This window comes from Paraburkholderia sp. (genome assembly GCF_028283785.1).
Taxonomy (GTDB): Bacteria; Pseudomonadota; Gammaproteobacteria; order Burkholderiales; family Burkholderiaceae; genus Paraburkholderia.
In genome coordinates this window covers 65,625-91,175 of the sequence record NZ_JAPWKB010000015.1, presented here as the reverse complement: position 1 = coordinate 91,175, position 25,551 = coordinate 65,625, and the positions used below count along the sequence as shown (strand labels likewise).

Annotated in this window: 25 protein-coding genes; 13 read left to right on the top strand and 12 right to left on the bottom strand. The window is 64.0% G+C overall.

The window, feature by feature from the left end; genetic code table 11:
- Positions 1-6 precede the first annotated feature (6 nt).
- From PW947_RS18365 to PW947_RS18355, 3 genes are all read right to left on the bottom strand, one after another.
- Positions 7-933: a DnaJ C-terminal domain-containing protein gene (locus tag PW947_RS18365; RefSeq protein ID WP_299633784.1), complete on the bottom strand. Its 927-nt coding sequence runs from the start codon at positions 931-933 to the stop codon at positions 7-9.
- A 270-nt stretch (positions 934-1,203) separates the two neighbouring features.
- A complete protein-coding gene (locus tag PW947_RS18360; protein WP_299633783.1) occupies positions 1,204-1,425 on the bottom strand; it encodes a hypothetical protein in 222 nt (73 codons plus the stop codon).
- 123 nt (positions 1,426-1,548) lie between these two features.
- Positions 1,549-2,547, bottom strand: coding sequence for an aliphatic sulfonate ABC transporter substrate-binding protein (locus tag PW947_RS18355; protein ID WP_299633782.1), 999 nt, complete (start codon positions 2,545-2,547; stop codon positions 1,549-1,551).
- Between the two features lie 291 nt (positions 2,548-2,838).
- Here PW947_RS18355 and PW947_RS18350 point away from each other — a divergent pair, with 291 nt between their 5' ends.
- The 4 genes from PW947_RS18350 (at position 2,839) to PW947_RS18335 (ending at position 6,817) form a co-directional block, all read left to right on the top strand.
- Positions 2,839-3,834 carry an ABC transporter substrate-binding protein gene (locus tag PW947_RS18350; protein ID WP_299633781.1) on the top strand — a complete coding sequence of 332 codons (996 nt, stop codon included), beginning with the start codon at positions 2,839-2,841 and terminating at the stop codon, positions 3,832-3,834.
- A gap of 144 nt (positions 3,835-3,978) precedes the next feature.
- Positions 3,979-4,911 carry an ABC transporter permease subunit gene (locus PW947_RS18345; protein WP_299633866.1) on the top strand — a complete coding sequence of 311 codons (933 nt, stop codon included), beginning with the start codon at positions 3,979-3,981 and terminating at the stop codon, positions 4,909-4,911.
- Complete coding sequence (locus PW947_RS18340; protein ID WP_299633780.1) at positions 4,905-5,729, top strand: ABC transporter ATP-binding protein; 825 nt, start codon at positions 4,905-4,907, stop codon at positions 5,727-5,729. Before PW947_RS18345 ends, PW947_RS18340 begins: the two co-directional genes overlap by 7 nt.
- A gap of 53 nt (positions 5,730-5,782) precedes the next feature.
- Complete coding sequence (locus PW947_RS18335; RefSeq protein WP_299633779.1) at positions 5,783-6,817, top strand: ABC transporter substrate-binding protein; 1,035 nt, start codon at positions 5,783-5,785, stop codon at positions 6,815-6,817.
- 47 nt (positions 6,818-6,864) lie between these two features.
- Here PW947_RS18335 and PW947_RS18330 read toward each other — a convergent pair whose 3' ends face one another.
- The 4 genes from PW947_RS18330 to PW947_RS18315 form a co-directional block, all read right to left on the bottom strand.
- The gene (locus PW947_RS18330) at positions 6,865-7,260 is read right to left on the bottom strand and encodes an ester cyclase (RefSeq protein ID WP_299633778.1); all 396 of its coding nucleotides are present in this window, start codon (positions 7,258-7,260) and stop codon (positions 6,865-6,867) included.
- Between the two features lie 28 nt (positions 7,261-7,288).
- Positions 7,289-7,837 carry a cysteine hydrolase family protein gene (locus PW947_RS18325; protein ID WP_299633777.1) on the bottom strand — a complete coding sequence of 183 codons (549 nt, stop codon included), beginning with the start codon at positions 7,835-7,837 and terminating at the stop codon, positions 7,289-7,291.
- Positions 7,838-8,082: 245 nt separating this feature from the next.
- A complete protein-coding gene (locus PW947_RS18320; RefSeq protein WP_299633776.1) occupies positions 8,083-9,300 on the bottom strand; it encodes an acyl-CoA dehydrogenase family protein in 1,218 nt (405 codons plus the stop codon).
- Between the two features lie 20 nt (positions 9,301-9,320).
- Positions 9,321-10,262: an ABC transporter substrate-binding protein gene (locus PW947_RS18315; RefSeq protein WP_299633775.1), complete on the bottom strand. Its 942-nt coding sequence runs from the start codon at positions 10,260-10,262 to the stop codon at positions 9,321-9,323.
- 220 nt (positions 10,263-10,482) lie between these two features.
- Here PW947_RS18315 and PW947_RS18310 point away from each other — a divergent pair, with 220 nt between their 5' ends.
- Positions 10,483-11,394, top strand: a complete 912-nt coding sequence (locus tag PW947_RS18310; protein WP_299633774.1) for a LysR family transcriptional regulator — start codon at positions 10,483-10,485, stop codon at positions 11,392-11,394.
- A 93-nt stretch (positions 11,395-11,487) separates the two neighbouring features.
- Here the strand turns inward: PW947_RS18310 and PW947_RS18305 are convergent, their stop codons facing one another.
- The 5 genes from PW947_RS18305 to PW947_RS18285 form a co-directional block, all read right to left on the bottom strand.
- Positions 11,488-13,116, bottom strand: a complete 1,629-nt coding sequence (locus tag PW947_RS18305) for a rhodanese-related sulfurtransferase (RefSeq protein WP_299633773.1) — start codon at positions 13,114-13,116, stop codon at positions 11,488-11,490.
- Positions 13,113-13,709 carry a cysteine dioxygenase gene (locus PW947_RS18300; RefSeq protein WP_299633772.1) on the bottom strand — a complete coding sequence of 199 codons (597 nt, stop codon included), beginning with the start codon at positions 13,707-13,709 and terminating at the stop codon, positions 13,113-13,115. The genes PW947_RS18305 and PW947_RS18300 overlap by 4 nt, the downstream gene beginning before the upstream one ends.
- Positions 13,709-14,584, bottom strand: coding sequence for a class II aldolase/adducin family protein (locus tag PW947_RS18295; protein WP_299633771.1), 876 nt, complete (start codon positions 14,582-14,584; stop codon positions 13,709-13,711). The genes PW947_RS18300 and PW947_RS18295 overlap by 1 nt, the downstream gene beginning before the upstream one ends.
- A gap of 13 nt (positions 14,585-14,597) precedes the next feature.
- Positions 14,598-15,674 (bottom strand): LLM class flavin-dependent oxidoreductase, encoded by a 1,077-nt coding sequence (locus tag PW947_RS18290; RefSeq protein ID WP_299633770.1) that lies wholly within the window; start codon positions 15,672-15,674, stop codon positions 14,598-14,600.
- A gap of 189 nt (positions 15,675-15,863) precedes the next feature.
- Positions 15,864-16,706, bottom strand: a complete 843-nt coding sequence (locus PW947_RS18285; RefSeq protein WP_299633769.1) for an alpha/beta hydrolase — start codon at positions 16,704-16,706, stop codon at positions 15,864-15,866.
- Between the two features lie 284 nt (positions 16,707-16,990).
- On the opposite strand from PW947_RS18285, the gene atzF reads away from it, so the two are divergent.
- From atzF to hpxZ, 8 genes are all read left to right on the top strand, one after another.
- Positions 16,991-18,820 carry an allophanate hydrolase gene (gene atzF / locus PW947_RS18280; protein ID WP_299633768.1) on the top strand — a complete coding sequence of 610 codons (1,830 nt, stop codon included), beginning with the start codon at positions 16,991-16,993 and terminating at the stop codon, positions 18,818-18,820.
- A gap of 64 nt (positions 18,821-18,884) precedes the next feature.
- A complete protein-coding gene (locus PW947_RS18275; protein WP_299633767.1) occupies positions 18,885-19,982 on the top strand; it encodes a BMP family ABC transporter substrate-binding protein in 1,098 nt (365 codons plus the stop codon).
- Between the two features lie 47 nt (positions 19,983-20,029).
- Positions 20,030-21,145: an ABC transporter permease gene (locus tag PW947_RS18270; RefSeq protein WP_299633766.1), complete on the top strand. Its 1,116-nt coding sequence runs from the start codon at positions 20,030-20,032 to the stop codon at positions 21,143-21,145.
- Positions 21,138-22,064 carry an ABC transporter permease gene (locus PW947_RS18265; RefSeq protein WP_299633765.1) on the top strand — a complete coding sequence of 309 codons (927 nt, stop codon included), beginning with the start codon at positions 21,138-21,140 and terminating at the stop codon, positions 22,062-22,064. The genes PW947_RS18270 and PW947_RS18265 overlap by 8 nt, the downstream gene beginning before the upstream one ends.
- A 37-nt stretch (positions 22,065-22,101) precedes the next feature.
- Positions 22,102-22,794 (top strand): isochorismatase family cysteine hydrolase, encoded by a 693-nt coding sequence (locus tag PW947_RS18260; protein ID WP_299633764.1) that lies wholly within the window; start codon positions 22,102-22,104, stop codon positions 22,792-22,794.
- Between the two features lies 1 nt (position 22,795).
- Complete coding sequence (locus PW947_RS18255; RefSeq protein WP_299633763.1) at positions 22,796-24,409, top strand: ABC transporter ATP-binding protein; 1,614 nt, start codon at positions 22,796-22,798, stop codon at positions 24,407-24,409.
- Positions 24,410-24,455: 46 nt separating this feature from the next.
- On the top strand, positions 24,456-25,127 hold the full coding sequence (locus PW947_RS18250; protein WP_299633762.1) for an isochorismatase family cysteine hydrolase: 672 nt from the start codon (positions 24,456-24,458) through the stop codon (positions 25,125-25,127).
- A gap of 20 nt (positions 25,128-25,147) precedes the next feature.
- Entirely contained in the window at positions 25,148-25,534 is a 387-nt protein-coding gene (gene hpxZ / locus PW947_RS18245; RefSeq protein WP_299633865.1) for an oxalurate catabolism protein HpxZ, read from the top strand.
- Positions 25,535-25,551 lie beyond the last annotated feature (17 nt).

Below are 25,551 nucleotides of genomic sequence, written 5' to 3'. Positions count from 1 at the left end.
GCTCCTTCAAAAGTGCTCGCGCGGCTTGAAGCTCGACACCTTGGCCAACTGTTCGAGCAGTTCCTGTTCGCGTGCCGTGACCAGCTTCGGTACGACGATATCCACGACGGCGTAGAGCGCGCCCGTGCTGCCGTCCGTGGACGCGAGTCCGAGGTTGGACAGCCGCAGCTTTTGTCCGGACGTCGTGCCGGGTTTGATCTTGAGTTCGACCGCACCGCCGAGTGTCGGCACGGTCACGCTGGTGCCGAGCACGGCTTCCCACGGTGCTAGCGGCAGATCGATAAACAGGTCGCGCCCGTTCAGCTTGAATAGCCGGTGCGTTTGCAATGCGAGTGCGACATACAGGTCGCCCGGCTTGCCGCCGTTCGCGCCTGCGCCGCCTTTGCCGCCCAGACGCAAGCGTTGACCGTCGGCGGCGGTCTTCGGAATGGTGATATGAAAAGTTCGCGTAACGCGATGCGGCTGACCCTTGCGATCGAGCTCTGGCATCTCCGCGCGCACCTCGATATGCTCGCCACGCGAAATCTGTTCGAGCGTGACAGGGGAGGCGATCTCGTAGTCTTGCCCGGCCATGGGGTAGTCCTCTCGCGCGCGACCGCCGCGCCGCGTTCTGCCGAATGCGGCAAACAGATCGGAAAGGTCGACGCCTTCGAGGTCGGCGTCTTCAGTGTGAAAGTTTCTGCGCCAGTCGGGCGGCGGCGTGAAGTCTTCGTTGATCGAATGCTTGCCGAGCCGGTCGTAAGCGTCGCGCTTTTCCGGGTCTTTCAGCGTTGCATACGCTTCGGCGATGTCCTTGAACTTCTCTTCGCCCTTGGGATCTTTCGACACGTCGGGGTGATACTGATGCGCGAGCTTGCGATAAGCCTGCTTGATTTCCTTGTCGGTCGCCGTTCGCTCGACACCGAGCGTCTGGTAATAGTCCTTGAATTTCATGTCGCGCCTTAGAGAGAAAGCCGGCCGGAAATCGGGGATGCGAGTCACCGGCGATCGCGATTCCTGACTTCTGATTCCCGATTTCCGATTTTGATTTCCACGCACCGTACCACGTCGACGGAAAACCGGACGTTATCCAGACCCGACTGGACGCAAGATAGTCAATGAACGGGCTAGCAAGGCGAAACAGACGCGACGTGACCGGCAAGCCTGCCGGCCACGTGCGGATGATGCGGAAAGACGCGAGGCGAAGCGCTTCGAGACGGCGTGTTAAGAGAACGCGAACGGCAACGTAACCGCGATATAGATCGCAATTCCAATGGCCGGATAGCCTGCGGCAATCGCGGCCGCGCCGATAGCCGCGCCGGCGATCGACAGTGCGACCGTATAGCGGCGGTTGGTCAGCAGGCTCGACGCGGGCGAGCCGTGATGGGAGTGCCGTCCGCTGTCTTTTTTGGGTGCGGCTTCCTCGCGGACATTCAAGCTGGACATGACAGAACCCCGTTTCGTTGTTCGGGCGATTCTGTCACTCCATAAATCACGCGCGTATAAAAAGTGCGGTGAAAATCGCTAAAAAGAGACGTTTGATGCAGCCGAGCGACACGACATGAATCGCTACGGCGTCGTGGCCGCCAGGTCGGTCCGCTTCGTGGCGAAATTCCAGCGCGGCGCGTCGCGCGTATCGACACGCGCGGGCAGCAGTCCGGCATTGAAGAAGGCATCCGCGATCTTCTGCTGCTCGCCGAAGTTCTGCACCTCGACCGCGCGCACCGCATAGCTGCGCCGCGAATTGGCGCGCTCGATCGTGCGTGCATCGAGTCCCCACAGTGGTGCAAGTATCTTCGCGGCGTCTTGAGGATGCGCGCGGACCCAGTCGCCCGCTTGCGTCAGCTGTTCGTAAACCACGCGGATCACGTCGGGATGCGCGGTCGCAAACGTATTCGATGCAAGGTAGTAACGCTGGTAAGACGCGAGCCCGTTGCCGTCGGCGAGAATGCGCACGTCGGGATTGCGGTCCACGGAAGCCACATACGGGTCCCACGTAATCCACGCATCGACGCTGTCGCGCTCGAACGCCGCGCGTCCGTCGGCGGGCGTCAGATAGCTGATCCTGACGTCGGCGGGGGCGAGCCCTGCTTTAGCGAGCGCGGCGAGCAACAGGTAGTGACTGCCTGCCGCTTTGGTGACGGCGATCCGCTTGCCTTTGAGATCCGCGAGACTGTGCAGCGCGCTCGTGCGCTTGACGATGATGGCTTGCGCGCCCGGCGAAGGCGCTTCCTGCGCGACATAGACGAAGCGCGCATGCGCGGCCTGTGCGAACACGGGCACGGTGTCCGCGACATCGGCACTGAAATCGATCGCGTCGACATTGAGTGCTTCCGCCAGCGGCAGTCCGCTGGTGAACTCGTTCCAGGTGACGCGAACGCCTAAAGGCGCGAGTGCCTGTTCGAGCGAGCCGCGCGCTTTGAGCAAGGTAATCAGCGTCGACGACTTCTGATAGCCGATCCGCAATGCGACCGGCGAAGCCGATTGTGCGAATGCGTAGGCGCTGACGCCGGTCAGCATCGTCGCGACGAGTACGCGGGTAAAAGCCCGTCGTGTCATGAGCGCCATGAATCGTTTTTCCTGAAGGCAAATGAAAGACGATCATCGTAGCAACGCGAATCGAATCGGCTAAGTGACGGTTCGAGCTATCTATTCGTGTCATCCGTATAAACGAAGAAAAGCCGATAAAAGCGCTGACGTCTGGTGGTTTCACCTTTTCCAGACGCATTTCCGGACGCATCGGATCATGCGAACGATAAATATTAAAACCGTATAAACATATGCAAAGAGAATAATTCTCAGCGACGCGCTTCGTCGCTACGCTTGCAGCCAATCCCTTTAGCGACGACACGAGGACATATGGCTGCATCCGTTCCAAAGCGGTTTTCGACACGTCGGCGCACACTCGGTCTGCTTGCTGCAGCGCCGGCATTCGCAGCGCTTACGCCGTTTAGCGCGGGTCGTGCGCAGGCCGCCGATCTGTCATCGGTGACGCTGGTGCTCGGAGACCAGGCCGGTGGCACACGTGCGTTGGTCGAAGCCGCAAAAGTGCTCGACGGTACGCCGTATGCGTTTCGCTGGGCGAATTTTCAGGGCGCGGCGCCGCTGTTCGAAGCGCAGCGCGCAGGTGCCGTCGATCTCGCCCCCGCAGGCGATCTCCCAGTGCTGGCAGCGGCAACCGGCGATCCTTCACTCAAGATCGTTGCGGCGCGTGCCGGTTCCGGGGCGCAACTCGGCATTCTCGTCGCGAAGGACTCGCCGGTTCGCCGGGTCGCGGACCTGAAGGGACGCACGGTGTTCATATCGTCGGCGCGCGGCAGCATTTCGCAATTCCAGTTGTATGGCGCGCTGGCCGAAGCGGGTTTGTCGAAAGACGACGTGAACGTGCGCTTTATCTTGCCGGTCGATGCATTCGCCGCGTTTGCGTCGGGTTCGATCGAGGTATGGGCGACCTTCGATCCGTACTACGGCATCGCGGTCCAGCGCGGCGCGCGCGTGTTGCGCGACGGCAGCGGTATCAGTAGCGGCCTCGGATTTATCACCGCGTCCGGCGAAGCCGTCGCCGATCCGCGAAAGCGCGCGGCCGTCGCCGATGTGCTGTTGCGCTATCAGCGCGCGGGCGATTGGGCGATTGCCAATCCCGACGCGTACGCGCAAATCTACGCGACGCTGACGCGTTCGCCACTGGATGCCGCGCGGCAGATCACGAAACGCGCGTCGCTCAAACAGCGCTTTATCGGCGCTGCGGACATCGCCGCATTGCAACGTGTCGCCGACAGCGCGTTTCGCGACGCGATCCTGCCGCGCCGTATCGACGTTCAGGCGATCTCCGACACGCACGTCGTGCCCGCATGACGCGACATCCTCAAGACACACCCGCACCGAAAGGAAAAGACGATGTCCTCTCATCCGCATAGTTTCGAGCTTGCAGCGCTCGACGCACGAAGCACGCAGCCGCGTGTATGGAACCGGCGCGTGACGATTGCATCGCTCGCGGCGATGGCCTGGTTGAGCAGTGCCGCGATCACACAGTGGTGGCCGGATCTCGACGACTGGCCTTACACGCGTGAATTGCTGTTTCTCAAGCTCGCGCTCGCCGTCGTCGCCGTGCTGATCGGCGCGCTCGGCTGGCGTGCCACTGCGTCGGCGAAAGCCGATGCGGCGCGGGCCAACCGCTGGCTTGCCAGCGCGCCCTGGCTACTCGCGCTGGCCTTCGGAATCACCGCGTGGGAAATCGTCACCGCGAAGCTCGAATGGTTGCCGCGACCGTTCTTTGCGCCGCCGCAAGCGCTGATCGGCGTGTATTTCGACGACATGCCGCGACTGTCGTCGAGCATCGTGCATTCGCTTGGACTGCTGCTGTACGGCTACGCGCTGGGCGCGGCGGCGGGCTTCGTGGTCGGCGTGAGTGTTGGCTGGTCGAAGGCGGTCGGCTATTGGGTGCATCCGGTCTTGAGACTGATCGGACCGTTGCCGGCAACGGCGTGGTTGCCGCTCGCATTCTTCTTCTTTCCGTCGAGCTTTAGCGCCAGTGTGTTTCTGATCGCACTGGCCACTGCGTTTCCGGTGGCCGTGCTGACTTGGTCGGGTGTGGCCAGTGTGAATGCCGCTTACTACGACGTCGCACGTACGCTGGGTGCGCGCCCGTGGTTTCTGATCTTGAGGGTTGCGATTCCTGCCGCGTTGCCGTCGCTATTCGTCGGTCTTTTCATGGGACTCGGCGCGTCGTTTTCGGTGTTGATCGTCGCGGAAATGATGGGCGTCAAGGCCGGTCTGGGCTGGTATCTGCAATGGGCGCAAGGGTGGGCCGCCTACTCGAACATGTATGCCGCGCTGCTCGTGATGGCGTTGATGTGCTCAGGCCTCATCACCTTGCTGTTTCGCGTGCGTGACCGTCTGCTTTCATGGCAAAAAGGATCGCTCAAATGGTAGCGCTTTCGGATGTTCAGCCGGTGCGTGATATCGATGCATCGCGCGGTGCCCGTATCGACGTGCGTCACGTCAGTCATCGCTTTGCGCTGAAAGGCGAAGCGTTGCCGGTGCTCGACGATATCAGTCTGTCGGTCGAGCCGGGCGAGTGCGTGGCCCTGCTCGGCCCGAGCGGCTGCGGAAAATCCACTCTGCTGCGATTGATCGCGGGTCTGGAGAAGCCGACGCTCGGCACGCTGCATGCCGACGATGCGCCCATTACCGGCCCCGATCCGTCGCGCGTCGTGGTGTTTCAGGACCCGACGCTGTTTCCGTGGCGCACGGTGCGCGACAACGTCGGGCTCGGTCCGCAAGCGCAACGCGCCGGACGTCGCGCGCGAAAGACTGACGACGCGCACAGCGTCGAACGTCGCATCGATGCGACGCTCGAGCTGGTCGGCCTGTCGGCATTCGCGCACGCGTATCCGCATCAACTGTCGGGCGGCATGGCGCAACGTGCGGCGCTGGCGCGTGCGCTCGTCAATGATCCCGCGTTGCTGGTGCTCGACGAGCCGTTCGGCAAGCTCGATTCGCTGACCCGCATCCGGATGCAGGGCGAACTGGTGCGTCTGTGGCAGGCGGCGCGTTTCTCGGTGCTGCTGGTCACGCACGACGTCGAAGAGGCGCTGTATGTCGCGAACCGCGTGTTCGTGTTCAGCGAGCGCCCCGCGCGCATCGTTGCCGAAATCCATAACGATGCGCCATATCCGCGTCATCGCGACGATCCGAAGCTGGTTGCGCTACGTCGCGACGTGCTGGCCCGACTCGGGCTCGACGCGTGATCCGCACCGAATTCAATCACTCAACCGACAATGCAAGCAATGGGGATGCACCGATGAATCCGATCGACGACTCCGCGCCCGCGAATCGTGCGCGACGCGCGTGGCTGCGCAAGACTGCCTGGACCGTGGGCGCTGCCGCCATCGGCGGCGTTTCGGCTGGCATGCCGGTCCGGCCGGCGTTCGCCGACGGTACGCTGAAGCCGGTGACGCTATCGTGGAACGCGGGCGCCATCTGCACCGCGCCGGTGCCGGTCGCGGTCAAGCAGGGCTTTTTCCAGCGACACGGCCTGCAAGTCGAACTGGTCAATTTTTCAGGCTCGACCGATCAGTTGCTCGAAGCCATCGCGACCGGCAAATCGGATGCGGGCGTCGGCATGGCGCTGCGCTGGATCAAGCCGCTGGAGCAGGGTTTCGACGTCAAGCTGACGGCCGGAATTCACGGCGGTTGCATGCGTTTGCTCGCCACTCGCGCATCGGGCATCGTCGATCTGCAAGGGCTCAAAGGGCGCACGGTCGGCGTCAGCGATATGGCGAGTCCCGCGAAGAACTTCTTTGCGATCACGCTCAAGAAGCTCGGCATCGATCCGGACAACGACGTCCACTGGCGTCAGTATCCGGCAACACTCCTCGGCGAAGCGCTGAAGAAAGGAGAGGTACACGCCATTGCCGATGGCGATCCGACCATCTGGACATTGCGCGAATCGGATCGTTTGTATGAGGTGTCGAACAACCTGTGCGGCGATTATCAAAACCGCGTGTGCTGCGTGCTCGGCGTGCGCGGATCGTTGATCCGGAAAGATCGCGCGACGGCGCAGGCGTTGACGCAAGCGTTGCTCGACGCAACCGAATGGACCGCCAATCATCCCGCCGAAGCCGCCGCGATTTTTTCAGCGCATACGCCCGGCGCCGATGTGGGCCAGTTGACGGCGATGCTGAAGAGTCACACCGATCATCATCACCCAACCGGCGACGCGTTCAGGAAGGAAATCTCGCTTTACGCGGACGACCTGAAAACGGTCGGCGTGCTCAATGCGGGCACCAATTCCGACCGGTTTGCGACGCGCGTATTTTCCGACGTGCTCGCGTAGGCAGGTGGCCGGCGAACCTTGCCGCATCGGCCACCGCGGCCGATGCATTAGCCGAGTTGCGCCTCGATCTCGGCTTTATCGATGATCGACCAGACTTCCTCGATCTGTCGGCCGCGAAACCGGTAGAACACGTTCTCCGTAAACACAATGTGCGTGCCGTTCACGTCGAGGCCGAGAAACCGGCCTTTCGGCGCACACGCGAAAGCGAGGCGGCTGGCAATCAGCGGCGGATCGGCCGTCAGCAACGCGATATTGAAATGCAGGTCGGGGATGTCGTCGAAATCCCGTTCCAGCATCGCGCGATAGCCGGACAAGCCGAGCCGTCGTCCGTTGTGGATCGCGTCGTCGTGCACGAACTGGCCGAGCGCCGGCCAGTCCTGTCGGTTCAGACACGCAATGTAGTCACGATAGATGCTGGCCAGTCCGGTTTCGTGCGAGGTCATCGACGCGCTCTCCTGCGAACGTGCTGCTTCAATCCTGGAACTGAAAGTCTGCGGTATTCAGCAATTTGACGAACGGGCCGTTCAAGGTCCGGTTGTGATGCGCGACGATCGATTTCGCGGGCAGCACGGGCGTGTCCATGCTGGTGTGCGCATCGGCAATCAGCACGGGTTTGAAGCCGAGATCCGCTGCCGCGCGACAGGTCGTGTCGATGCAATATTCGGTCTTCATCCCGACGATGACAAGGGCTTCGACTTTTGCGTCGTCGAGCCATTGCGCCAGACCGGTGCCGAAAAAGCAGCTTGGCCGCGACTTGTCGAACACCGTGTCGACCTGCACGTCGATATCGAGGCGCGGCAACAGTTGCGACAGCGCGCTGCCCGGTTCGATCGGCGAGCCCGGCGGGCCGACGTGGCGCGCGGCGAAGATCGGCGCGCCGGCCGCGCGGGCGCGGCCGATCAGCTGGTTGATATTGTCGAGCACGCGTTCGCCTTCATACGGCGAATCTGGACCGTTGAACAGCCCTTGCTGCATATCGACGATCAACAGCGCGTGGCGCGCGGAATGAATACTGGACATCGGTTTCTCCTGTCATGCCAATCATGGACGGAGAAACTTCAAGGCCCCGTCCATTGCTGGCGGGGCCTTGGGGTTGATACGTCACAACCTGCTCACGTACCCGCCTCACGACCCGCCATAAGCGGTCGTAGTGGTGAGTGTGGTGAGTTGGGCGATGGCGTTCATGGGATTGATCATGCAATGGCATGCGATGGCGCGTCAAGTGTCGCGTGTGGCATCACGGGCCGCTCGATCAATCGCCGAAATCAGCGCGCCGCAAATGCCGCGCGCCCAAGATTACCGAGCACCGTATCGTTTTGCGGCGTATGAATGCGTGCGCACAACACGTCGCGATAGTGGCGCTCCAGCGGATTGTTCCGGCTCAAGCCCGGATTGCTGCTGGCTTCGAGCGCGTGTTCGACTGACTTGATCGCGTTCGCGCTGACCAGATACTTGATCGCGGGCGCATCGGCTTGCGCGATCTGTCCGGTTGCGCCCGCGTCCAGCAGCACGCGGTTGGTCAACAGCAGCGCATCGATCCTGCCCACGGTCTGCTGGAAGCTGTCCAGACTCGACAGCGGTGCATTCAGGCCGGACGGTACGCGCCCGGCCGCCCATTGGACGAACCAGTCGCGCGCGGCGCGGGCAATGCCGTCGTAGATCGACGGTAGCAGCAGGTTCATCCATGTGCTCGTGACCGGGTCCATGCCGTTCGACGCGCCGGGCGATTGCAGATCGACTGCGTGATCGAGCGGCACGCGCACGTCGTCGAAGATGACTTCGTGACTGCCGGTTGCACGCATACCCAGATGATTCCAGGGCTCGCCGAAACGGATGCCTGGCGTGTCGCGATGAATCAGCCAGGTGCCGACGCGCGGCATCGCTTCGTCGGTGCGGCCCCAGACGGCGAACCACGTCAGCCCAGGACTGCCGGTCGAATACAGCTTGCGACCGTTGACGATCCAGTGATCCGCGTCGCGCCTGCCGACGGTCGCGGGCAAGCCGCCTCGCGACGGCGAGCCGAGTTCCGGCTCGACGCGCAACGAGTTGATCAGCGCGCCGTGCTCGACCGCATCGCGCGCGACGCGCTGTTTCAACGCGACCGGCCAGTTCGGATTGGCCTGCAAACGCAGGTGATACAGACACTGCATCACCAGAATCAGCGCGGTGGACGGCTCGCCGCGCGCGACGCTGCGCACCACCTTCAGTGCTTGCGCGAGCGTCGCCTGGTGGCCGCCCAGCGCGCGCGGAACCGTCAGCGACAGCAATCCGGCGCGTCGCAATCGCGCCAGATTGTCGTGCGGAAAATGCGGGCCGCTGTCGAGGTGCGCCGCGCCGTCGGCGAAGTGCGTCGTGAGCGTGGCGAGCCACGCGTCCGCGCGCTCGCTGTCGAGATCGCGAAGGGCGTCGCGTGCGGCGTCGTCCGGGGCGGCGTTGGGCGGCACGGCGTCGAACACTGCGGCGTCGGGAAGTCGGCTGGTCATGGTCGGTCTTTGATGGGCGTTTATTGCGCGGCCAGCGGGAACTGCCGGTCGAAACTCGGGCTCACGTCGAGCCGCGACTTGATGACATCGGCGCGGTGATAGAGATCGGCGGTTTTCTGCTGCTCCGCGATCAAGTTGTCGTCGATGCTGACCGGATGCAACTGCGCACGTTGATAGACCGTTTTCAGCACCTCGGGCGGCAAGCCGGTGACGCGCGACTGCATCGCCGCGACTTCGTCCGGATGCGACAGCGCCCAGCGTTGACCCGCCGCGACGCGCCGCAGGAAGTCTGCGATTTCCGTGCGTTTCGCGTTGATCGACTGATCGGTTGCCGCCTGAAAACTCAGCCCCGACGACAGGTTCACGCCGTTGGCGATGCTGCGGTCGTGATCGCGCTGCTCGGCGAGCGCGACATACGGATCCCACGTCGCCCATGCATCGACGTTGCCGGACGCGAGCGCGGCTTTTGCGTCGGCGGGTTGCATAAAGCGCAGCGACACGTCGTCGAGCTTGATGTTCGCGTGCTCCAGCGTGGCGATGGCGAGGTAATGACCGATCGAACCGCGCGTCGTCGCGATGCGTTTGCCTTTCAGGTCGGCGGCGCTTTTGATGGTCGAACCATCCGGCACGAGGATCGCGAGATCGACGGGAATCGAACGGGTCGCAGCAACCGCGCGCACTTTCGCGCCGGCCGCGTAAGCAAAAATCAGCGGCGCATCGCCCAGTCCGCCGACATCGATCGCACCGGCGTTCAACGCTTCGCCGAGCGGTTGCGCAGCCGGAAAGTTGAACCATTCGATCTTGTACGGCACGTCCTTCAACTGGCCGGACGCTTCTAGAATACCGCGCGTCTGAAGCTGCTGATCGCCCACTTTCAGCGTGGTGTCGGCGATGGCCGCCAGCGGCGTCGAGAGTGCGGCGAGAACGACGCATCCGTTGAAAAATCGGGCAAGGCGTTGCATGGAAGAGATCGCGATGACAGTGGAAAGCTCACGATACGGACGCGCGATTTATAAGGCAAACGCATTGTTCTGCTTTGCTAATATGCGAGACCGCATTGCATGCCCGGCAGCGGCGCGAGCGCTTTTTTAGCTTGTGGCGCAGCGTCCGGGCGCGCTAAGCTCGCGCTTGTCTCTCTACTGTCGTCGCTATGTCCGATCGTCCAGGAAGCAGGAAGCCATCATGAAACTCGATGAGATCGAGGCCTTCGTTGCCGTGGTTCGCAGTCAGTCGCTGAGTCAGGCGGCGGAGTCGCTCGAACTGACTCAACCTGCCGTCACGCGACGCATTCAGAATTTCGAGGAAGCGCTCGGCGTCGAGCTGCTGGATCGCAATACGAAGCCTTTAAAAGCGACGCCGATGGGGCGCGCCGTGTATGAGCAGTGCCGTTCCATCGTCCGTGAAGTCGATGCGTTGCGTCATCTCGTCACCGACGATGCGCCGCTCGCGGGCGTGTTGCGTCTGGGCGTTGCGCAAACGGTCGCCGACGTCGCGATGCTTCACGCGCTGCGTGAACTGAAGCAGGCGCATCCGGAACTTCAGGCGCGGGTATCGACGGGTTGGGGCACGCCGCTGCTGCAAAAAGTCGAAGACGGTGAACTCGACGCAGCCGTCGCGCTGCTGCCGGCCAATCGCACATTCGCGGATTCGTTGACGGGCGAATCGCTCGGCACGGTGAAGCTGGCCGTGGTCGCGAGCAAGGGGCGCATGTCCAGAGGCACGCATGCGCTGGCGGACTGCCAGGCGCAGGGCTGGGTGTTGAATCCCGACGGTTGCGGATTTCGCGCGGGCTTGCAGCAGGCGCTCGCCGCGCAAGGTCATACGCTGAAGCTGAATCTGGAAACGCTCGGCACGGAATTGCAGCTGGGTCTCGTCGCGGACGGCGTGGGATTGGGGCTGGTGCCGCTGCCGTTACTGAAGGCCAGCGCGCACGCCGACAAACTCGACATCGTCGCGTTGCGCGATTTCAAGCCTGAAATCGCGGTGTGGATGGTGCGGGCGAGGTCGTTGGGGAAAGTGCAGGCTGCGTTGACGGTGTTGTCGTCGAGTATCGAACAGCGCTTCAAGGCCGCGCGTCTGGCGCGCGCCGCGTGAGCCGGTATTGCACTGCGCGGTATTGACATGCAAAAACCGTCCGCGCGTTCGATGCGCGGACGGTTCCCAGACGGACGGCAGCGAAACGGCAGCCTAGATCGCGAAAAATCCGTGCGTGCCGTCGCGTTCGAGTTGCGCGACCAGACCGTATTCCCATTCCAGATACGCATTCATCGCTTCGCGCGCATTGTCGGTGCCCTCGTACGGACGTCGATAGCGGTCGATGCGCGGTGATGCGAGACGTGCGTCGCCGGTTTCGACCGGCAATCCGGCGTTGACCCACGCCGTGTTTCCCCCTTCGAGCACATGCACCGGCTTGCCGGTCAAGGCGGCCACTTCCGGCGCGGCGAATCGCGCCAGCGCGCTCGATCCGCAGGTGAGCACATAGCGGTTCGCATCGGGCAATGCGCGCAGATCGTCGAAAGCATTCGTCAGGCGCGAACGCAGTATCCAGTGCGCGCCGGGAATGTGCGCCTTCACGTGATTCGCGCTGGACGTGACGTCGAGCAACACCGTACGACTGTTGCTGTCGTCGAGCCATGCGGCGAGCGTGTCGGTTGAAATGGTGGGCGTTGCAACCGACGGCGCCGGTGTCGGCGCGCGCCACGCGCCACTTTCGGTGAGGCTCGCAGCCGTTGCGTGATCGACCACGTACACGTCGATATTCATCTGCGCGAGCCACGACGCCGTCATGTTCGCGCGCACGCCGTCGTCGTCGAAGAGGACGATTCGCGCGCCGCGAACCGGCGCGAACATCTCCGTTTCCTGCACCAGCTGACCGCCCGGCGCGCCCTGAAATCCGGGCGCGTGCGCATGTTCGTATTCGCCCGGCGTGCGCACATCGAAGCGATAGATGGTGCGTGCCGCGCGCTGCGCGCTGGCCGCTTCCAATGCCCAACTGGCCGCTTCGTTGAGTGTCGTTCGACCGACGCCCGCGCGATCCGCGAGCGCCCGCGCGGCATCGCGCGACGCATGCAGATTCGTCGTATCGCGACCGGCTTGCGGATCGAAGCGGCGCTGGCTGCCGTGTTCGAGCGTCTGTCCGGCAAGCGTCCAGCCGATCGTGCCGTTGCGCAGCGCCGCGACCGGATTCGGCAAGCCGGCATTCACCAGCGATTGCGTGCCGATGATGCTGCGGGTTCGCCCCGCGCAGTTGACGATCACGCGAGTGGACGGATCGGGTGCCAGCGCACGCGCGCGCAATACGAGTTCCGCGCCGGGCACGCTGACGCTGCCCGGAATGTTCATGGTCGCGTACTCGTCGAAACGGCGGGCGTCGAGCACCACCACGTCGTCGCCGTTCTGCAATAGCGCGTTCACCGCTTCCGCCGAAAGCGACGGCGTATGCCGCTGCGCTTCGACGAATTCACCGAAGGCCTTGCTCGGCACGTTCACGTCGCGAAACACTTCGCCGCCGTCGTGGATCCAGCCGTCGAGGCCGCCTTCGAGCAACGCGACGTCCGTATAACCGAGGCTGGCGAGCCGTTCGGCGGCGCGTTGCGCGAAGCCTTCGCCGTGGTCGAGCACGACGATCGGCACGTCACGGCGCGGCAGGCGCGTCCATGCTTCAAGTTCGATTTTCGATAGCGGCAGATTGGCCGCAAACAGCGGATGGCACTGCGCATGCGGGTCTTCTTCGCGCACGTCGAGCAGCGCGATTTCACGTTTGGCAAGCAGCGTTTCGCGCACGTCGTGATAGCTGCGCTGCGGGAATGACTTCATGTCGGATGACGATCCTTGCTGAGGTTCCAGAGATTGGGAAGCGTGTCGTTAGCGTAGCCGGAAATAAATGCTTTCGGCGGTCCGCCGGACGGATAGGTCGAGCGATGCACTGCGCCGATATTCGCGCCGTACACGTGGATGCTGATCGATACGCGATCGTCGTACGCATTCCGCACGCGATGAATATCGCCGATCGCGGGCGACACCGCTTCGACGGCGCCGCGTTCGAGCCGCGCTTCGTCGCCGCGTTGACGCAGTGCGCCGTTGGGATCGCGTGCATACGATGCGGCGAATTCCGCGCCGCGCAGTACACCGATCAAGCCCCACACGGTGTGATCGTGAACAGGCGTGTGCTGGCCCGGTCCCCAGACGAAGCTGACGACGCTGAAGCGTTGACGCGCGTCGGCATATAGCAGGAATTGCTGGTACCGGTCCGGGGACGGTTGCGCATACGCATCGGGCAACCAGTCGTCGACGTCGATCAGTTCGCGCAACGCGTCGGCGCCGCGCGACAGCAACTCGGGCTCAGCCGCATCGCGATCCACCAGCGTCGCGATCTCGCCGACGAAATGACGCAGTTTTCGAATCGGCATCAGTCGAGCAACTCCGGCTCCGCTGCGACGAGCCCTTCGAACAGGCTTTCGAACGCGTACTGCGCGCCGCCCGGACGGCCGATCTGCGTATGCGTCAGCGCGGCGACATCGGCGGGAATGGGGTGCGGCGTGCCCGCGGCTTCGGCCAGCAATTGCGTGTGGCACGCGTTGTCCAGCGCGATATACCACCACGCGGCGGCCTCGACGCTCGGCCCGGCGGTCAGGATGCCGTGGTTCTTCAGGATCACCGCCTTGTAGTGCTTCAGTGTCTCGGCGATGCGCGCGCCTTCGGAGGTATCGAGCACGACCCCCTGAAAGTCGTCGAACAGCGCGTGATCCTGATAGAACGCGCAAGAATCCTGCGTCAGCGGATCGAGCGTGCGACCCAGCGTGGACCACGCCTTGCCGTACAACGAGTGCGTATGCGCCGCCGCGACGATGTCGGGATGCGCTTCGTGAATTGCCGCATGAATCGCGAAAGCGGCCTGATTCAGCGGACCTTCGCCGATCACGATCTCTCCGTGGCTATTGACCAGCAGCAGATCGGACACGCGAATACGCGCGAAATGCTTGCCGAGCGGATTGACCCAGAAGTGATCGGTCCATTCCGGATCGCGTGCGGTGATATGACCCGCGAGACCTTGATCGAAACCGTAGCGGGCGAACAGGCGGAACGCGCCCGCGAGCCGTTCGCGTCGATGACGCCGCTCTTCGTCGAGCGTGCGCGCGGCGGTCGCGTCGTCGAACCAGAACTTGCGAACGGGTGTGTCGCGAAAGGCGAGCGCATTGGTTCGATCGTGCGCTGATGTACGGGTCGGAGTGGGCTGTGGCGCGTGCTGCGGTGTATTGTGCCGCGCGCTGAGAGTCGTGCTCATCGATCGCTCCGGGTCAGGCTGCGTGACGCACGCGCGACGTCAGCTCGCGGGTTGCGGGGATCAGTTCGCGGCCGTAATCGATCGCGTCTTCGAGCGGATCGAAACCGCGAATCAGGAACGTCGTGACGCCGAGCGCGTGATATTCCGCGAGGGTCTGTGCAACTTGCGACGGCGTGCCGACCAGTGCGGTCGAATTCGAGCGTCCACCGATTTCTTTAGCGACCGCCGTCCACAAGCGGTCGTCGGCGCGCACGCCGTCGCCCGATGCTGCCAGCAAGCGGCGCGCGCCTTCGCTTTGTTGCGGACCGCCGCGCGAGAAACCTTGTTCGACACGCAAGCGGCGCGTCTCGTCGAGAATGTGTTCGGCGCGATCCCACGCGGCGCGTTCGGTGTCGGCGAGAATCGGCCGGAACGACACCGAGAAGCGCACCTGGCGGCCGTGCCGTGCCGCTTCGGCACGCACGCGGGTGATCTGTTCGAGCACCTGCTGTTTCGATTCGCCCCACAGCGCGTACACGTCCGCATGTTTGCCGGCCACTTCGAGGGCGGGCGCTGACGCACCGCCGAAATAGATCGGTACATGCGGCGACTGTTTCGGCTTCACATCGGAGAAGCCCTGTTCGAAGCGGTAATAGCGGCCGTCGTGGTCGAACGGTGCATCTTCGGTCCAGATGCGTCGCAGGATCTGCAGATATTCGTCGGTGCGGGCGTAGCGTTCGTCGTGATCCAGATAGTCGCCGTCGCGACGTTGATCCGCATCGCTGCCGCCGGAGATGAAGTGAACCGCGAGCCGTCCGCCCGACAGTTGATCGAGCGTGGCGAGTTGTCTCGCGGCGAGTGTCGGCGCGACAAAACCGGGCCGATGCGCGAGCATGAAATGAATCCGGTTCGTGACGGTCGCGGCATAGGCGACAGTCAGCGTCGCGTCGGGACTGGTCGAACTGTGCGGCACCAGAATGCGGTCGAAACCGGCGCTTTCATGTGCTTGCGCGAAGCTGCGCAGATAGTCGAGATCGACCGGAGGACCGCTCGGCCGATGTGTCTCCGAGACCTTGTGCTGCTGGATCATGCCGATGAATTCAACGCTCACGATGGCTCCTTGCCGGAGGGTCGTCCGGCGCGCGTGGGGAAGAGGAGAAGCCTGCGCGACAATGCGGACGCGCCTGCCCGATGAAGAGCAGGCTATCACCGTGATATGCGGAACTTAAATAGTAAATTCAGATAAAGATATGCGGCGTGCATGTTAGCGGCAACGCCCGCATGGACGGCGCTCACGCGCTCAGGCGATCAGTTGCAGCATCGCCGCGACGATCGCCTCGGGCGCGTCTTCCTGCATCAGATGACCGCAACCGGGCACGCGTGTCAGGCGCGCGCCGGGAATCATCGACGCGAGCGCGATCCCGCGATCGACTGGAATCCATTGATCGTCGTCGCCCCACAGAATCGATACCGGACAATCGAGTTCGCCATAACGCGGCTCGACTTCGTCGGTGTAGCGCTGATCCATTTGCGCGATCTGCCGGTAGAACGCGGCTTGTCCCGTGTCGCCGGTCCACGGCGTCGAATAGATGCGCAAGACGTCGTCCGGCAGCGGTCGATGCACGGCGCCTTGCAGATAAGCGTCGATCATCGCCTGATGGATATACGGCGGCACGCCCGCGAACGCAGCTTCGTGCGCGCGCACGTGACGCACGAACGGCGAACCCCAGGGTGCAATCGCCACGGGATCGATCAGCAGCAGGCTCCGGTATTCGCAGCGGTTCAGCACGGCCGCGCGCAACGCGGTCGCGCCGCCGAAATCATGCGCGACGACATCGGGTCGGGTCAGTTGCCAATGGTCGAGTAACGCCGCCAGCAACCGGTTCTGCACGCCGAGCGACACGTCCTGACCGGCGCGTTGTCCGGAGCATCCGTAGCCGAGCAGATCGAAGTAGTAGACCCGCCGAAAACTGGCGGCGATGGGCGCGATGCGTCGCCAGACTTGCGACGAGAACGGTGTGCCGTGCACCAGTACGAGCGGCGGACCGTCGCCGGTCGAACCGTAACGCACGGTCTCGCCTTCGAAGTCGAATGTGTACGGCAAGGGCAACGCGCCCGGGAAGGGCAGCAACGGTTCCGGCATGGATCGCCTCGCGAGGACGGTTGTGTCGAACGGATCGAACGGTGAGCGTAGTTCAAGCGTTCCGCGCGATCAACCGTCCGGCGACGTCGCCGTCCGGCGCGAAAGCTGTGCGCGTGCGCCCCCAACTGGTGATCGACGCACCGCCGACGTTCGTTTCCAGCGCCCTCGCGCGCGTCGTGCGATCAGCCGGAAACCTAATGTGCACAAGCGTTGGCGGCAAATTTTGGGTCATGTGGCACGGCTGATGCTTAGTTGAGTCCAAACTTGTATTCAAGAGTGAACTCATGACAGAACAGACGCTTCCGACGATCGCAACGCTTCTCGACGCCTACCGCAACGGCACCGCCACGCCGACCCAAACCGTTACGGCCGTGCTGTCGCGAATCGATGCCGTCGATCGTCCGGAGGTCTGGACCTTGCGCGTGCCCGACGCCGATCTGCACGCCCGCGCGGCCGAACTCGACGCGTTGCTGGTCGCGCTCGGCAGCGCGGTGCTGGCGCGGATGCCGTTGTTCGGCGTGCCGTTCGCGGTGAAGGACAACGTCGACGTGGCGGGTTTGCGGACCAGCGCCGCGTGCGACGCATTCGCGTATACGCCCGACGCGTCCGCGTTCGGCGTGCAACGTCTGCTCGACGCAGGCGCAATCCTGATCGGCAAGACCAATCTCGACCAGTTTGCGACCGGTCTCGTCGGCACGCGCTCGCCGTATGGCGCCGTGCGTCAGGTGCGTTTTCCGGAGCGCGTGTCGGGCGGATCGAGTTCGGGATCGGCGGTGGCGGTGGCGGCGGGTTGCGTCGCGTTTTCGCTGGGTACGGATACGGCCGGGTCCGGTCGCGTGCCTGCCGGATTCAATGGGCTGGTCGGGCTGAAGCCGTCGCTGGGACTGGTCAGCAAGCGCGGCGTGGTGCCCGCGTGCCGAACCCTGGATACGCTGTCGGTGTTTGCGCACGACGTCGCCGACGCGTGGCGCGTGTTGACCGAAATAGCCCGCTTCGATGCGAACGACCCGTACTCGCGGCGCGTGCCGCCGCTTGGCGTGTCGCGTTCGATGCCGCGTCTGGGCGTGCCGGACGCGCTCGAGTTTTACGGCGATGCGCTCGCGGGCGCCGCATTCCACACTGCGCTCGACGTAATGGCTTCGCGACTCGACACGCAGCCGCAACCGGTCGATTTCACCCCGTTGCGGCAGGTGTCGGCGTTGCTGTACGACGGCCCGTGGGTCGCGGAACGCCGCGCCGCGATCGGTGCGTTCTTCGACACCAATCGCGCGGATATCGACCCGACGGTCGCCGCGGTAATCGGCAAGGCCGACGCTTTCAGCGCGGTCGATGCATTCGACGGCCAGTACGCGCTCGCCGAACTGAAGCGCAACGCGGATCAGCTGTTCGACAGCATCGACATCCTGATCGTACCGACCACGCCGACGCATCCGACCATCGCCGAGGTGCAGGCGAATCCGATCGAAAAGAACAGTCAGCTCGGCTACTACACGAACTTCGTCAATCTGCTCGACCTGTGCGCGCTGGCCGTGCCGTGCGCGCCGCGCGCCGATGGCTTGCCGGCCGGCGTCACGCTGATCGGACCCGCCGGCGCGGACCGACGGCTCGCGGTGCTGGGCGCGCAGATCCAGGTGCTGTTCGCAGCGTCTGCAACGTCGGCAACTTCCGCAACACCGGACGATGTGCTCGCCGCGTTGCCGTTTCAGGAACCGACCGCGATGCTCGCCGTCGTCGGCGCGCATCTGCGCGGCCAGCCGTTGAACTGGCAACTACAGGAAGCCGGCGCGCGGTTCGTCAGCGCGACGCAAACCGGGCCCGACTATCGCCTGTACGCGCTGAGCGGCACGGTGCCGCCCAAACCCGGCCTCGTTCGCGTCGGCGCAGCGCAGGGGCGCGCGATCGACATCGAGGTCTGGGAAGTGCCCATGCGCAGCTTCGGCAAGTTTGTCGCCGACGTGCCCGCGCCGCTCGGTATCGGCAGTCTGCAACTCGCGGACGGCGCGACGGTGAAGGGCTTTATCACCGAGCCGTGGGCCGTATCCGCCGATAGCGGCGCCGTCGATATCACACCGTTCGGCGGCTGGCTCGCGTATCTCGCCAGCCTTCGACCGTAACCACCCGCTGACTGCACTTTCCAGATACGCACGCCCGATCAACCACAACCAGGAAAACCAAATAATGACCAGTCGCCGCAATTTCATCCAGGGCGCCAGCATGCTGGCGCTGGGCAGCACGCTGCCGTTCAGGTCCGCCTTCGCCGCAAGCAAGACGACGGTCGGGGTGATCTATGTCGGCGCACGTGGCGATTACGGCTACAACCAGGCGCAGGCGCAAGCAGCCGCCGTGATCAAGAAAATGCCGGACGTGAAGGTGGTCGAAGAAGAAAACGTGCCGGAAACCATCGCGGTGCAGAAGACCATGGAAGCGATGATCGAACAGGACGGCGCCACGTTGATTTTCGCGACCTCGTTCGGTTACTTCGACCCGCACGTGCTGAAGATGGCGGCCAAATATCCGAAGGTGCGCTTCGCGCATTGCGGCGGTTTGTGGAAGCAGGGCAACCCGCCGAATATCGCCAGCTATTTCGGCTATATCGACGAATGCCAGTACCTGAACGGCGTCGTCGCGGGCCATATGTCGAAAAGCAAAAAGCTCGGTTTCATCGCGGCAAAACCGATTCCGCAAGTGCTGCGCAATATCAACGCGTTCACGCTCGGCGCGCAGTCGGTCGATCCGTCGATCACCACGCAGGTGATCTTCACCGGCGACTGGTCGATGCCGGTCAAGGAAGCGGAAGCCACCAACAGCCTGATCGATCAGGGATGCGACGTGGTGACGTGTCACGTGGACGGTCCGAAGGTCGTGGTCGAGACGGCGGAAAAGCGCGGCGCGATGAGTTGCGGTTATCACGCGAGCCAGGCCGCGCTCGCGCCGAAGGGCTATCTGACCGGCGCGGAATGGGACTGGGCGACGCCGTACAAGGAACTCGTCACCGACGCGCAAACCGGCAAGCCGCAACCGAACGTGTTGCGCGGCGGCCTGAAGGAAGGCTTCGTGAAGATGTCGCCGTATGGCGCGAAGGTCACGCCGGACGCGAAGAAAAACGCCGACACGGTGAAGGCCAGCATGCTGGCCGGCAATTTCGCGATCTTCAAGGGGCCGATCAAGGACAACAAGGGCGGCACGGCGATCGCATCGGGCACGTCGCACATACAGACCGATTACACGCTCGAAAGCATGAACTACCTGGTGGCGGGCGTCGTCGGTCAGATCTGACGAGGTTGCGACGGCGAAGTTGACGCACATCTGACGAAGGAGCCGCGATGCGTGCTGGTAACCACACTGCGAGGCTGACGATCGGCCTCTTGCCCGCGATCCCGACGGTGCTCGCACTGATCGGCACGTTGTTGCTGTTTTCGGTGTTTCTGCTGGTGCAGGGACAACCGGCAATCGACGCGATCGGGCTGATCTTTCAGGGCGCGTTCGGCTCGTCGTTCGCGTGGCAAAGCACCTTGCTGCGCGCCGCGCCGCTGATGCTGACCGCGCTGTGCGTCGCGTTGCCGGCGCAGGTCGGCCTGATCGTGATCGGCGGCGAGGGCGCACTGGCGCTCGGCGGCATGTGCGCTGCGATCGTTCCGCCGCTGCTCCCGGCGCACACCTCGTGGCTGATCGCGACGCCGCTGATGGCGCTGGCGGGCATGCTCGCGGGTGGCGCGTGGATCGGCGCGGTGGGCGCGTTGCGGCAATGGCGCGGCGTCAACGAGACGATCAGCAGTCTGCTGATGTCGTATATCGCGATTGCGCTGTTCAAGCATCTGGTCGAAGGACCGTTACGCGATCCGGCAAGCCTCAACAAGCCGTCCACGCTGCCCGTTCCCGACGCGATGATGATCGGCTCGATCCCCGGTCTCGAAACCCACTGGGGCCTGTTTTGGGGCGTTGTCGCGTGTGTTGCGGCGTGGGTGTTCGTCAAGTTCAGCACGCAGGGCTTCGCGATGCGCGTGGCGGGCGGCAGCAACCGGGCGGCGCGGCTGGTCGGCCTGCCGGTCAACCGGCTCGCGCTGGTCGCATGTGTGCTCGGCGGCGCGGCGGCCGGACTCGGCGGCATGTTCGAAGTCGCGGCGGTGCAGGGCAGCGCGAACGCGTCGTTGCTGGCGGGCTATGGCTACGCGGGCATTCTCGTCGCGTTCGCCGCGCGCCAGAACCCGCTCGCGATCATCGTTTGCGCATTGATGATCGGCGGGATCGAAGCGAGCGGCAGTCTGCTGCAACGCCGCCTCGATCTGCCCGACGCCACCACGCTGGTACTGCAAGGCCTGCTGTTCGCGAACCTGCTCGCGTGGGAAGCGCTCGGCGGACGCATCGCCGCATGGCGCGTGCGTCTGCAAGCCGCGGCCGTCGCCGATGTGCCCGTTCAACTGGAGCAGACCCATGCCTGACATGCACTCACCGGTGGTCATCCTGCTGCTGTCGCTGTTCGCGGGCGCGATCCGCGTCAGCACGCCGTATCTGTTCGTCAGCCTCGGCGAGTGTCTGACCGAGAAAGGAGGCCGCGTGAATCTCGGTCTCGAAGGGATTCTCGTGTCCGGCGCGATGAGCGGCTATGCCGGCGCGTATCTGACCGGCTCGCCGTGGGCGGGCGTGGTCGCGGCGGGCGGCGTCGGACTGTTGCTCGGTTGCCTGCACGGTCTGGTCTGCTCGTTGCCGCGCGTGTCGGATATCGCGTTCGGCATTGCGTTGATGCTGCTCGGCACGGGTCTCGCGTTCTATCTCGGCAAACCGTTTATCGAACCGCAAGCGCCGATGCTGCCGTCGATCGATCTCGGCGCGTGGTCGTCGTCGCCGCAACTGCATAACGCGCTGCATATCAATCCGCTGTTCGCGATCGGCGTCGTGCTGTCGTTCGTGCTGCATTGGGGCTTGCGCAGCACGCGCTGGGGCATGACGCTGCGGCTGGTCGGCGATCACGCGGAAACCGCACGCGCGATGGGCTATCCGCTGGTGCGCATCCGTATCGCCGCGACGGCGGTGGGCGGCATCTTCGCGGGCGTCGGCGGCGCGTATCTGTCGCTGGTATATCCGGGTAGCTGGAACGAAGGGCTGTCGAGCGGGCAGGGACTAATGGCGGTCGCGCTGGTGATTTTCGCGCGCTGGCAACCGGTGCGCTGCCTGTGGGCCGCGTTGCTGTTCGGCGCGGCGGGCGCGCTCGGACCGGCCTTGCAGTCGATCGGCGTGACGAGCGGCTACTACCTGTACAACGCCGCGCCGTACGTGCTGACGCTCTTCATCATGATTATCAATTGCCGTCCGGACCGCACGCTCGCGGGTGCACCCGGCGAGTTGAGCCTGACGCGCTGATCTCCTGCCAGATTCACGTCATCGAGGAACCGAGACCATGAACCGATATATCGAAGCGAAGCCGTATCCGTGGCCGTTCGACGGCAATCTGCGCCCCGACAACACCGCGCTCGTCATCATCGACATGCAGATCGATTTCTGCGGAATCGGCGGCTATGTCGACAAGATGGGTTACGACCTGTCGATGACGCGCGCGCCGATCGAGCCGATCAAACGCGTGCTGACGACGATGCGCGCGCAAGGTTTCACGATCATCCATACCCGCGAAGGGCATCGGCCCGACCTGTCGGATCTGCCGGCGAACAAGCGGTGGCGCAGCCGTCGAGCGGGCACCGGCGGCGTGGGAATCGGCGACGACGGACCCTGCGGCAAGATTCTCGTGCGCGGCGAACCGGGCTGGGAGATCATCGACGAACTGGCGCCGCTGCCGGGCGAAGTGGTGATCGACAAGCCGGGCAAAGGCTCGTTCTGCGCGACCGATCTCGAACTGATCCTGCGCACGCGCGGCATCGTCAACCTGATTTTGACCGGCATCACGACCGACGTGTGCGTGCATACGACGATGCGCGAAGCGAACGACCGCGGTTTCGAATGCACGGTGCTGGCCGACTGCTGCGGCGCGACGGATAAAAGCAACCACGACGCCGCACTCCATATGATCACGATGCAGGGCGGTGTGTTCGGCGCGGTGTCCGACTCGCCGTCGCTGCTTGCCACGCTGGGCGGCTGACATGGGCGCCGCTCCGAAGGCATTGGGCGTCGAAGTGCTGAACGCGAGCAAATCGTTCGGCGCATTCCGTGCACTCGATCACGTGTCGATCAAGGTTGCGCCGGGCACGGTACACGCGCTGCTCGGCGAGAACGGCGCGGGCAAAAGTACCCTCGTCAAAGGACTGGTCGGTTACGGCGTGCTCGACGACGGCCAGATCACCGCCGACGACCGCGAAGTGCGGATCGCGTCGCCGCGCGATGCGCAGGCGCTCGGTATCGGCATGGTGTACCAGCATTTCACGCTGGCGGCAGGCTTGTCCGTCGAAGAAAACCTGCTGCTGGCGCGCGGCAACCTGCCGTGGAAAATCGACTGGAAAACGGAGCGCGATGGATTGACCGCATTCATGCAGAGCATGCCGTTTCGCTTGCCGCTCGATACGCCCGTGTCCATGCTTGCCGCCGGTGAAAAGCAGAAGCTCGAAATTCTGAAGCAGCTTTATCTGCGCCAGCGCTTTCTGATTCTCGACGAACCGACGTCGGTGCTGACGCCGCAGGAAGCCGACGAAGTGCTGGGTTTGATGCGCGAGTTGACGTCGCGCGGCGAGTTGACCGTGCTGATGATCACGCACAAATTCCGCGAGGTGATGGCGTATGCGGACGACGTGACGGTGTTGCGCAAAGGCCGGCAAGTCGGCTCGTGCGCGGTCGAGAACACGAGCCGCGACGAACTCGCGGGCTGGATGATGGGCGCGGCGGAAACCCGCGATACGAAGGTGATGACGGCGGTGAAAGAACAGCGCGTCGCGCGCAAGCCGGTCGCGGAAGCCGCGCAAGTCCGCCTCGAAATGCGCGGTGTGTCGATCGACGACGATCGCGGTCATACGGCAGTCAAGCATGCGTCGCTGAGTGTGCGGTCGGGCGAAATACTCGGGCTGGCGGGGGTGTCGGGCAACGGACAAAAAGAACTGGTGGAAGCGCTGGTGGGTCAGCGTCGTGTGAAGGCGGGCGATATGCGCGTTGCCGGTGCGCCGTATTCGGCCACGCGTGACGAAATGACCCGGCGCCGCGTGTTTGCGATTCCCGAGGAGCCGCTGAAAAACGCGTGCGTGGCGGGGATGAGCGTCGCGCAAAATCTCGCGCTGCGCGACTTCGATCGCGCGCCGTTGCGGCGCGGCGGATGGTGGCTCGATCGTCGCGCGATGCGTCGGCGCGCAACCGAACTGATCGCGGATTTCAACGTGCGTCCACCGGTTCCGGAACGCGCGATCGGCACCTTGTCGGGCGGCAACGTGCAGCGCGCGGTGCTTGCGCGCGAACTCGGTCAGCCGGTCGATGTGCTGATCGTCGCGAATCCGGTGTTCGGGCTGGATTTCGCATCCGTCGCGGATATTCATGCGCGTCTGATGGCGGCGCGCGCTGCGGGCGCGGCGGTGTTGCTGGTCAGCGAAGACCTCGACGAACTGCTCGAACTCGCGGACCGGATCGTCGTGATCGCCGAGGGCGAACTGGTGTTCGAAACGCCTGCGGTGATCGCGGATCGCACCGTGCTCGGTCAACATATGGCCGGTCACGGCGACACCGGCGCGCAACGACAGGGTCACGCGCACAGTCCATTCAACGAGGCGGTGCAATGAGTCGCTGCGCGCCGCGTTGAATTTCGCTAAAAAAGGGGAAAACACAATGACAGTCACCATCGATGCGCAACCGGGGCCGTTCACGTTCGAGCCGTCGAAAACGGCCTTGATCGTGATCGACATGCAGCGCGACTTTATCGAACCGGGCGGTTTCGGCGAGTCGTTGGGTAACGATGTGTCGCTGCTCGCGGAGATCGTGCCGACGGTGGCCGCGCTGATCGATCACGCGCGCCGCAGCGGCTGGCTCGTCGTGCATACGCGCGAATCGCACGCGGCGGATCTGTCCGACTGTCCGCCGGCCAAGCGTCTGCGTGGCGCGCCGAATGCGCGGATCGGCGACGATGGTCCGATGGGCCGCATCCTGATCCGCGGCGAACCGGGGAATGCGATCGTCGATGCACTCGAACCTGCCGCCGGTGAAATCGTGATCGACAAGCCCGGCAAAGGCGCGTTTTATGCGACGCATCTGGGCAGCGAACTCGCGGAGCGTCAGATCACGCATCTGGTGTTTGCAGGCGTGACGACCGAAGTGTGCGTGCAGACGTCGATGCGCGAAGCGAACGATCGCGGCTACGACTGCCTGTTGATCGAAGATGCTACCGCGAGTTATTTTCCGGCGTTCAGACAGGCGACGCTCGATATGGTGCGTTCGCAAGGCGGAATCGTGGGATGGACCGCGCCGTTGTCGGCGCTGACGCAAAGCAGGGCGCAGGCGTAATGGCAGACCGTGAGTTGACGATGGACGTGAACCGGCCCGACATCGTGGCGGAAGTTTCGGCGCTGTTCGCCGCTTACGAACGCGCGCTGATCGACAACGACGTCGCGGCGATGGACGCGCTGTTCTGGGATCGCGACGAAACGGTGCGCTACGGTATCGCGGAGATACAGCATGGCGGCGCAGCGGTTCGCGCGTGGCGCGCGCAGGCCGCGCCGGTGCCCGCGTCGCGCGTGCTGCATCGCACGGTGGTGACGACGTTCGGTGCGGATTTCGCCACCGTCAGCACCGAATTCACCAGCGACGGCACCGATCTGCGCGGCCGTCAGATGCAAACCTGGGCCAGGCTCAACGAAACCGACGGCTGGAAAATCGTCGCCGCGCATGTCAGCCTGATTCCGAATTGCTGAAAGGCCGATAATGATAA

Bases quoted from the DNA above. Each gene is read 5' to 3' on its own strand.
- PW947_RS18355 (WP_299633782.1), bottom strand. From the start codon at position 2,547: ATGGCGCTCATGACACGACGGGCTTTTACCCGCGTACTCGTCGCGACG.
- PW947_RS18260 (WP_299633764.1), top strand. From the start codon at position 22,102: ATGAACCGATATATCGAAGCGAAGCCGTATCCGTGGCCGTTCGACGGC.
- PW947_RS18255 (WP_299633763.1), top strand. From the start codon at position 22,796: ATGGGCGCCGCTCCGAAGGCATTGGGCGTCGAAGTGCTGAACGCGAGC.
- PW947_RS18295 (WP_299633771.1), bottom strand. From the start codon at position 14,584: ATGAGCACGACTCTCAGCGCGCGGCACAATACACCGCAGCACGCGCCA.
- PW947_RS18310 (WP_299633774.1), top strand. From the start codon at position 10,483: ATGAAACTCGATGAGATCGAGGCCTTCGTTGCCGTGGTTCGCAGTCAG.
- PW947_RS18275 (WP_299633767.1), top strand. From the start codon at position 18,885: ATGACCAGTCGCCGCAATTTCATCCAGGGCGCCAGCATGCTGGCGCTG.
- atzF (WP_299633768.1), top strand. From the start codon at position 16,991: ATGACAGAACAGACGCTTCCGACGATCGCAACGCTTCTCGACGCCTAC.
- PW947_RS18360 (WP_299633783.1), bottom strand. From the start codon at position 1,425: ATGTCCAGCTTGAATGTCCGCGAGGAAGCCGCACCCAAAAAAGACAGC.
- PW947_RS18325 (WP_299633777.1), bottom strand. From the start codon at position 7,837: ATGTCCAGTATTCATTCCGCGCGCCACGCGCTGTTGATCGTCGATATG.
- PW947_RS18315 (WP_299633775.1), bottom strand. From the start codon at position 10,262: ATGCAACGCCTTGCCCGATTTTTCAACGGATGCGTCGTTCTCGCCGCA.
- PW947_RS18320 (WP_299633776.1), bottom strand. From the start codon at position 9,300: ATGACCAGCCGACTTCCCGACGCCGCAGTGTTCGACGCCGTGCCGCCC.
- hpxZ (WP_299633865.1), top strand. From the start codon at position 25,148: ATGGACGTGAACCGGCCCGACATCGTGGCGGAAGTTTCGGCGCTGTTC.
- PW947_RS18340 (WP_299633780.1), top strand. From the start codon at position 4,905: ATGGTAGCGCTTTCGGATGTTCAGCCGGTGCGTGATATCGATGCATCG.
- PW947_RS18365 (WP_299633784.1), bottom strand. From the start codon at position 933: ATGAAATTCAAGGACTATTACCAGACGCTCGGTGTCGAGCGAACGGCG.
- PW947_RS18285 (WP_299633769.1), bottom strand. From the start codon at position 16,706: ATGCCGGAACCGTTGCTGCCCTTCCCGGGCGCGTTGCCCTTGCCGTAC.
- PW947_RS18250 (WP_299633762.1), top strand. From the start codon at position 24,456: ATGACAGTCACCATCGATGCGCAACCGGGGCCGTTCACGTTCGAGCCG.
- PW947_RS18270 (WP_299633766.1), top strand. From the start codon at position 20,030: ATGCGTGCTGGTAACCACACTGCGAGGCTGACGATCGGCCTCTTGCCC.
- PW947_RS18345 (WP_299633866.1), top strand. From the start codon at position 3,979: ATGGCCTGGTTGAGCAGTGCCGCGATCACACAGTGGTGGCCGGATCTC.
- PW947_RS18265 (WP_299633765.1), top strand. From the start codon at position 21,138: ATGCCTGACATGCACTCACCGGTGGTCATCCTGCTGCTGTCGCTGTTC.
- PW947_RS18335 (WP_299633779.1), top strand. From the start codon at position 5,783: ATGAATCCGATCGACGACTCCGCGCCCGCGAATCGTGCGCGACGCGCG.
- PW947_RS18305 (WP_299633773.1), bottom strand. From the start codon at position 13,116: ATGAAGTCATTCCCGCAGCGCAGCTATCACGACGTGCGCGAAACGCTG.
- PW947_RS18350 (WP_299633781.1), top strand. From the start codon at position 2,839: ATGGCTGCATCCGTTCCAAAGCGGTTTTCGACACGTCGGCGCACACTC.
- PW947_RS18330 (WP_299633778.1), bottom strand. From the start codon at position 7,260: ATGACCTCGCACGAAACCGGACTGGCCAGCATCTATCGTGACTACATT.
- PW947_RS18300 (WP_299633772.1), bottom strand. From the start codon at position 13,709: ATGCCGATTCGAAAACTGCGTCATTTCGTCGGCGAGATCGCGACGCTG.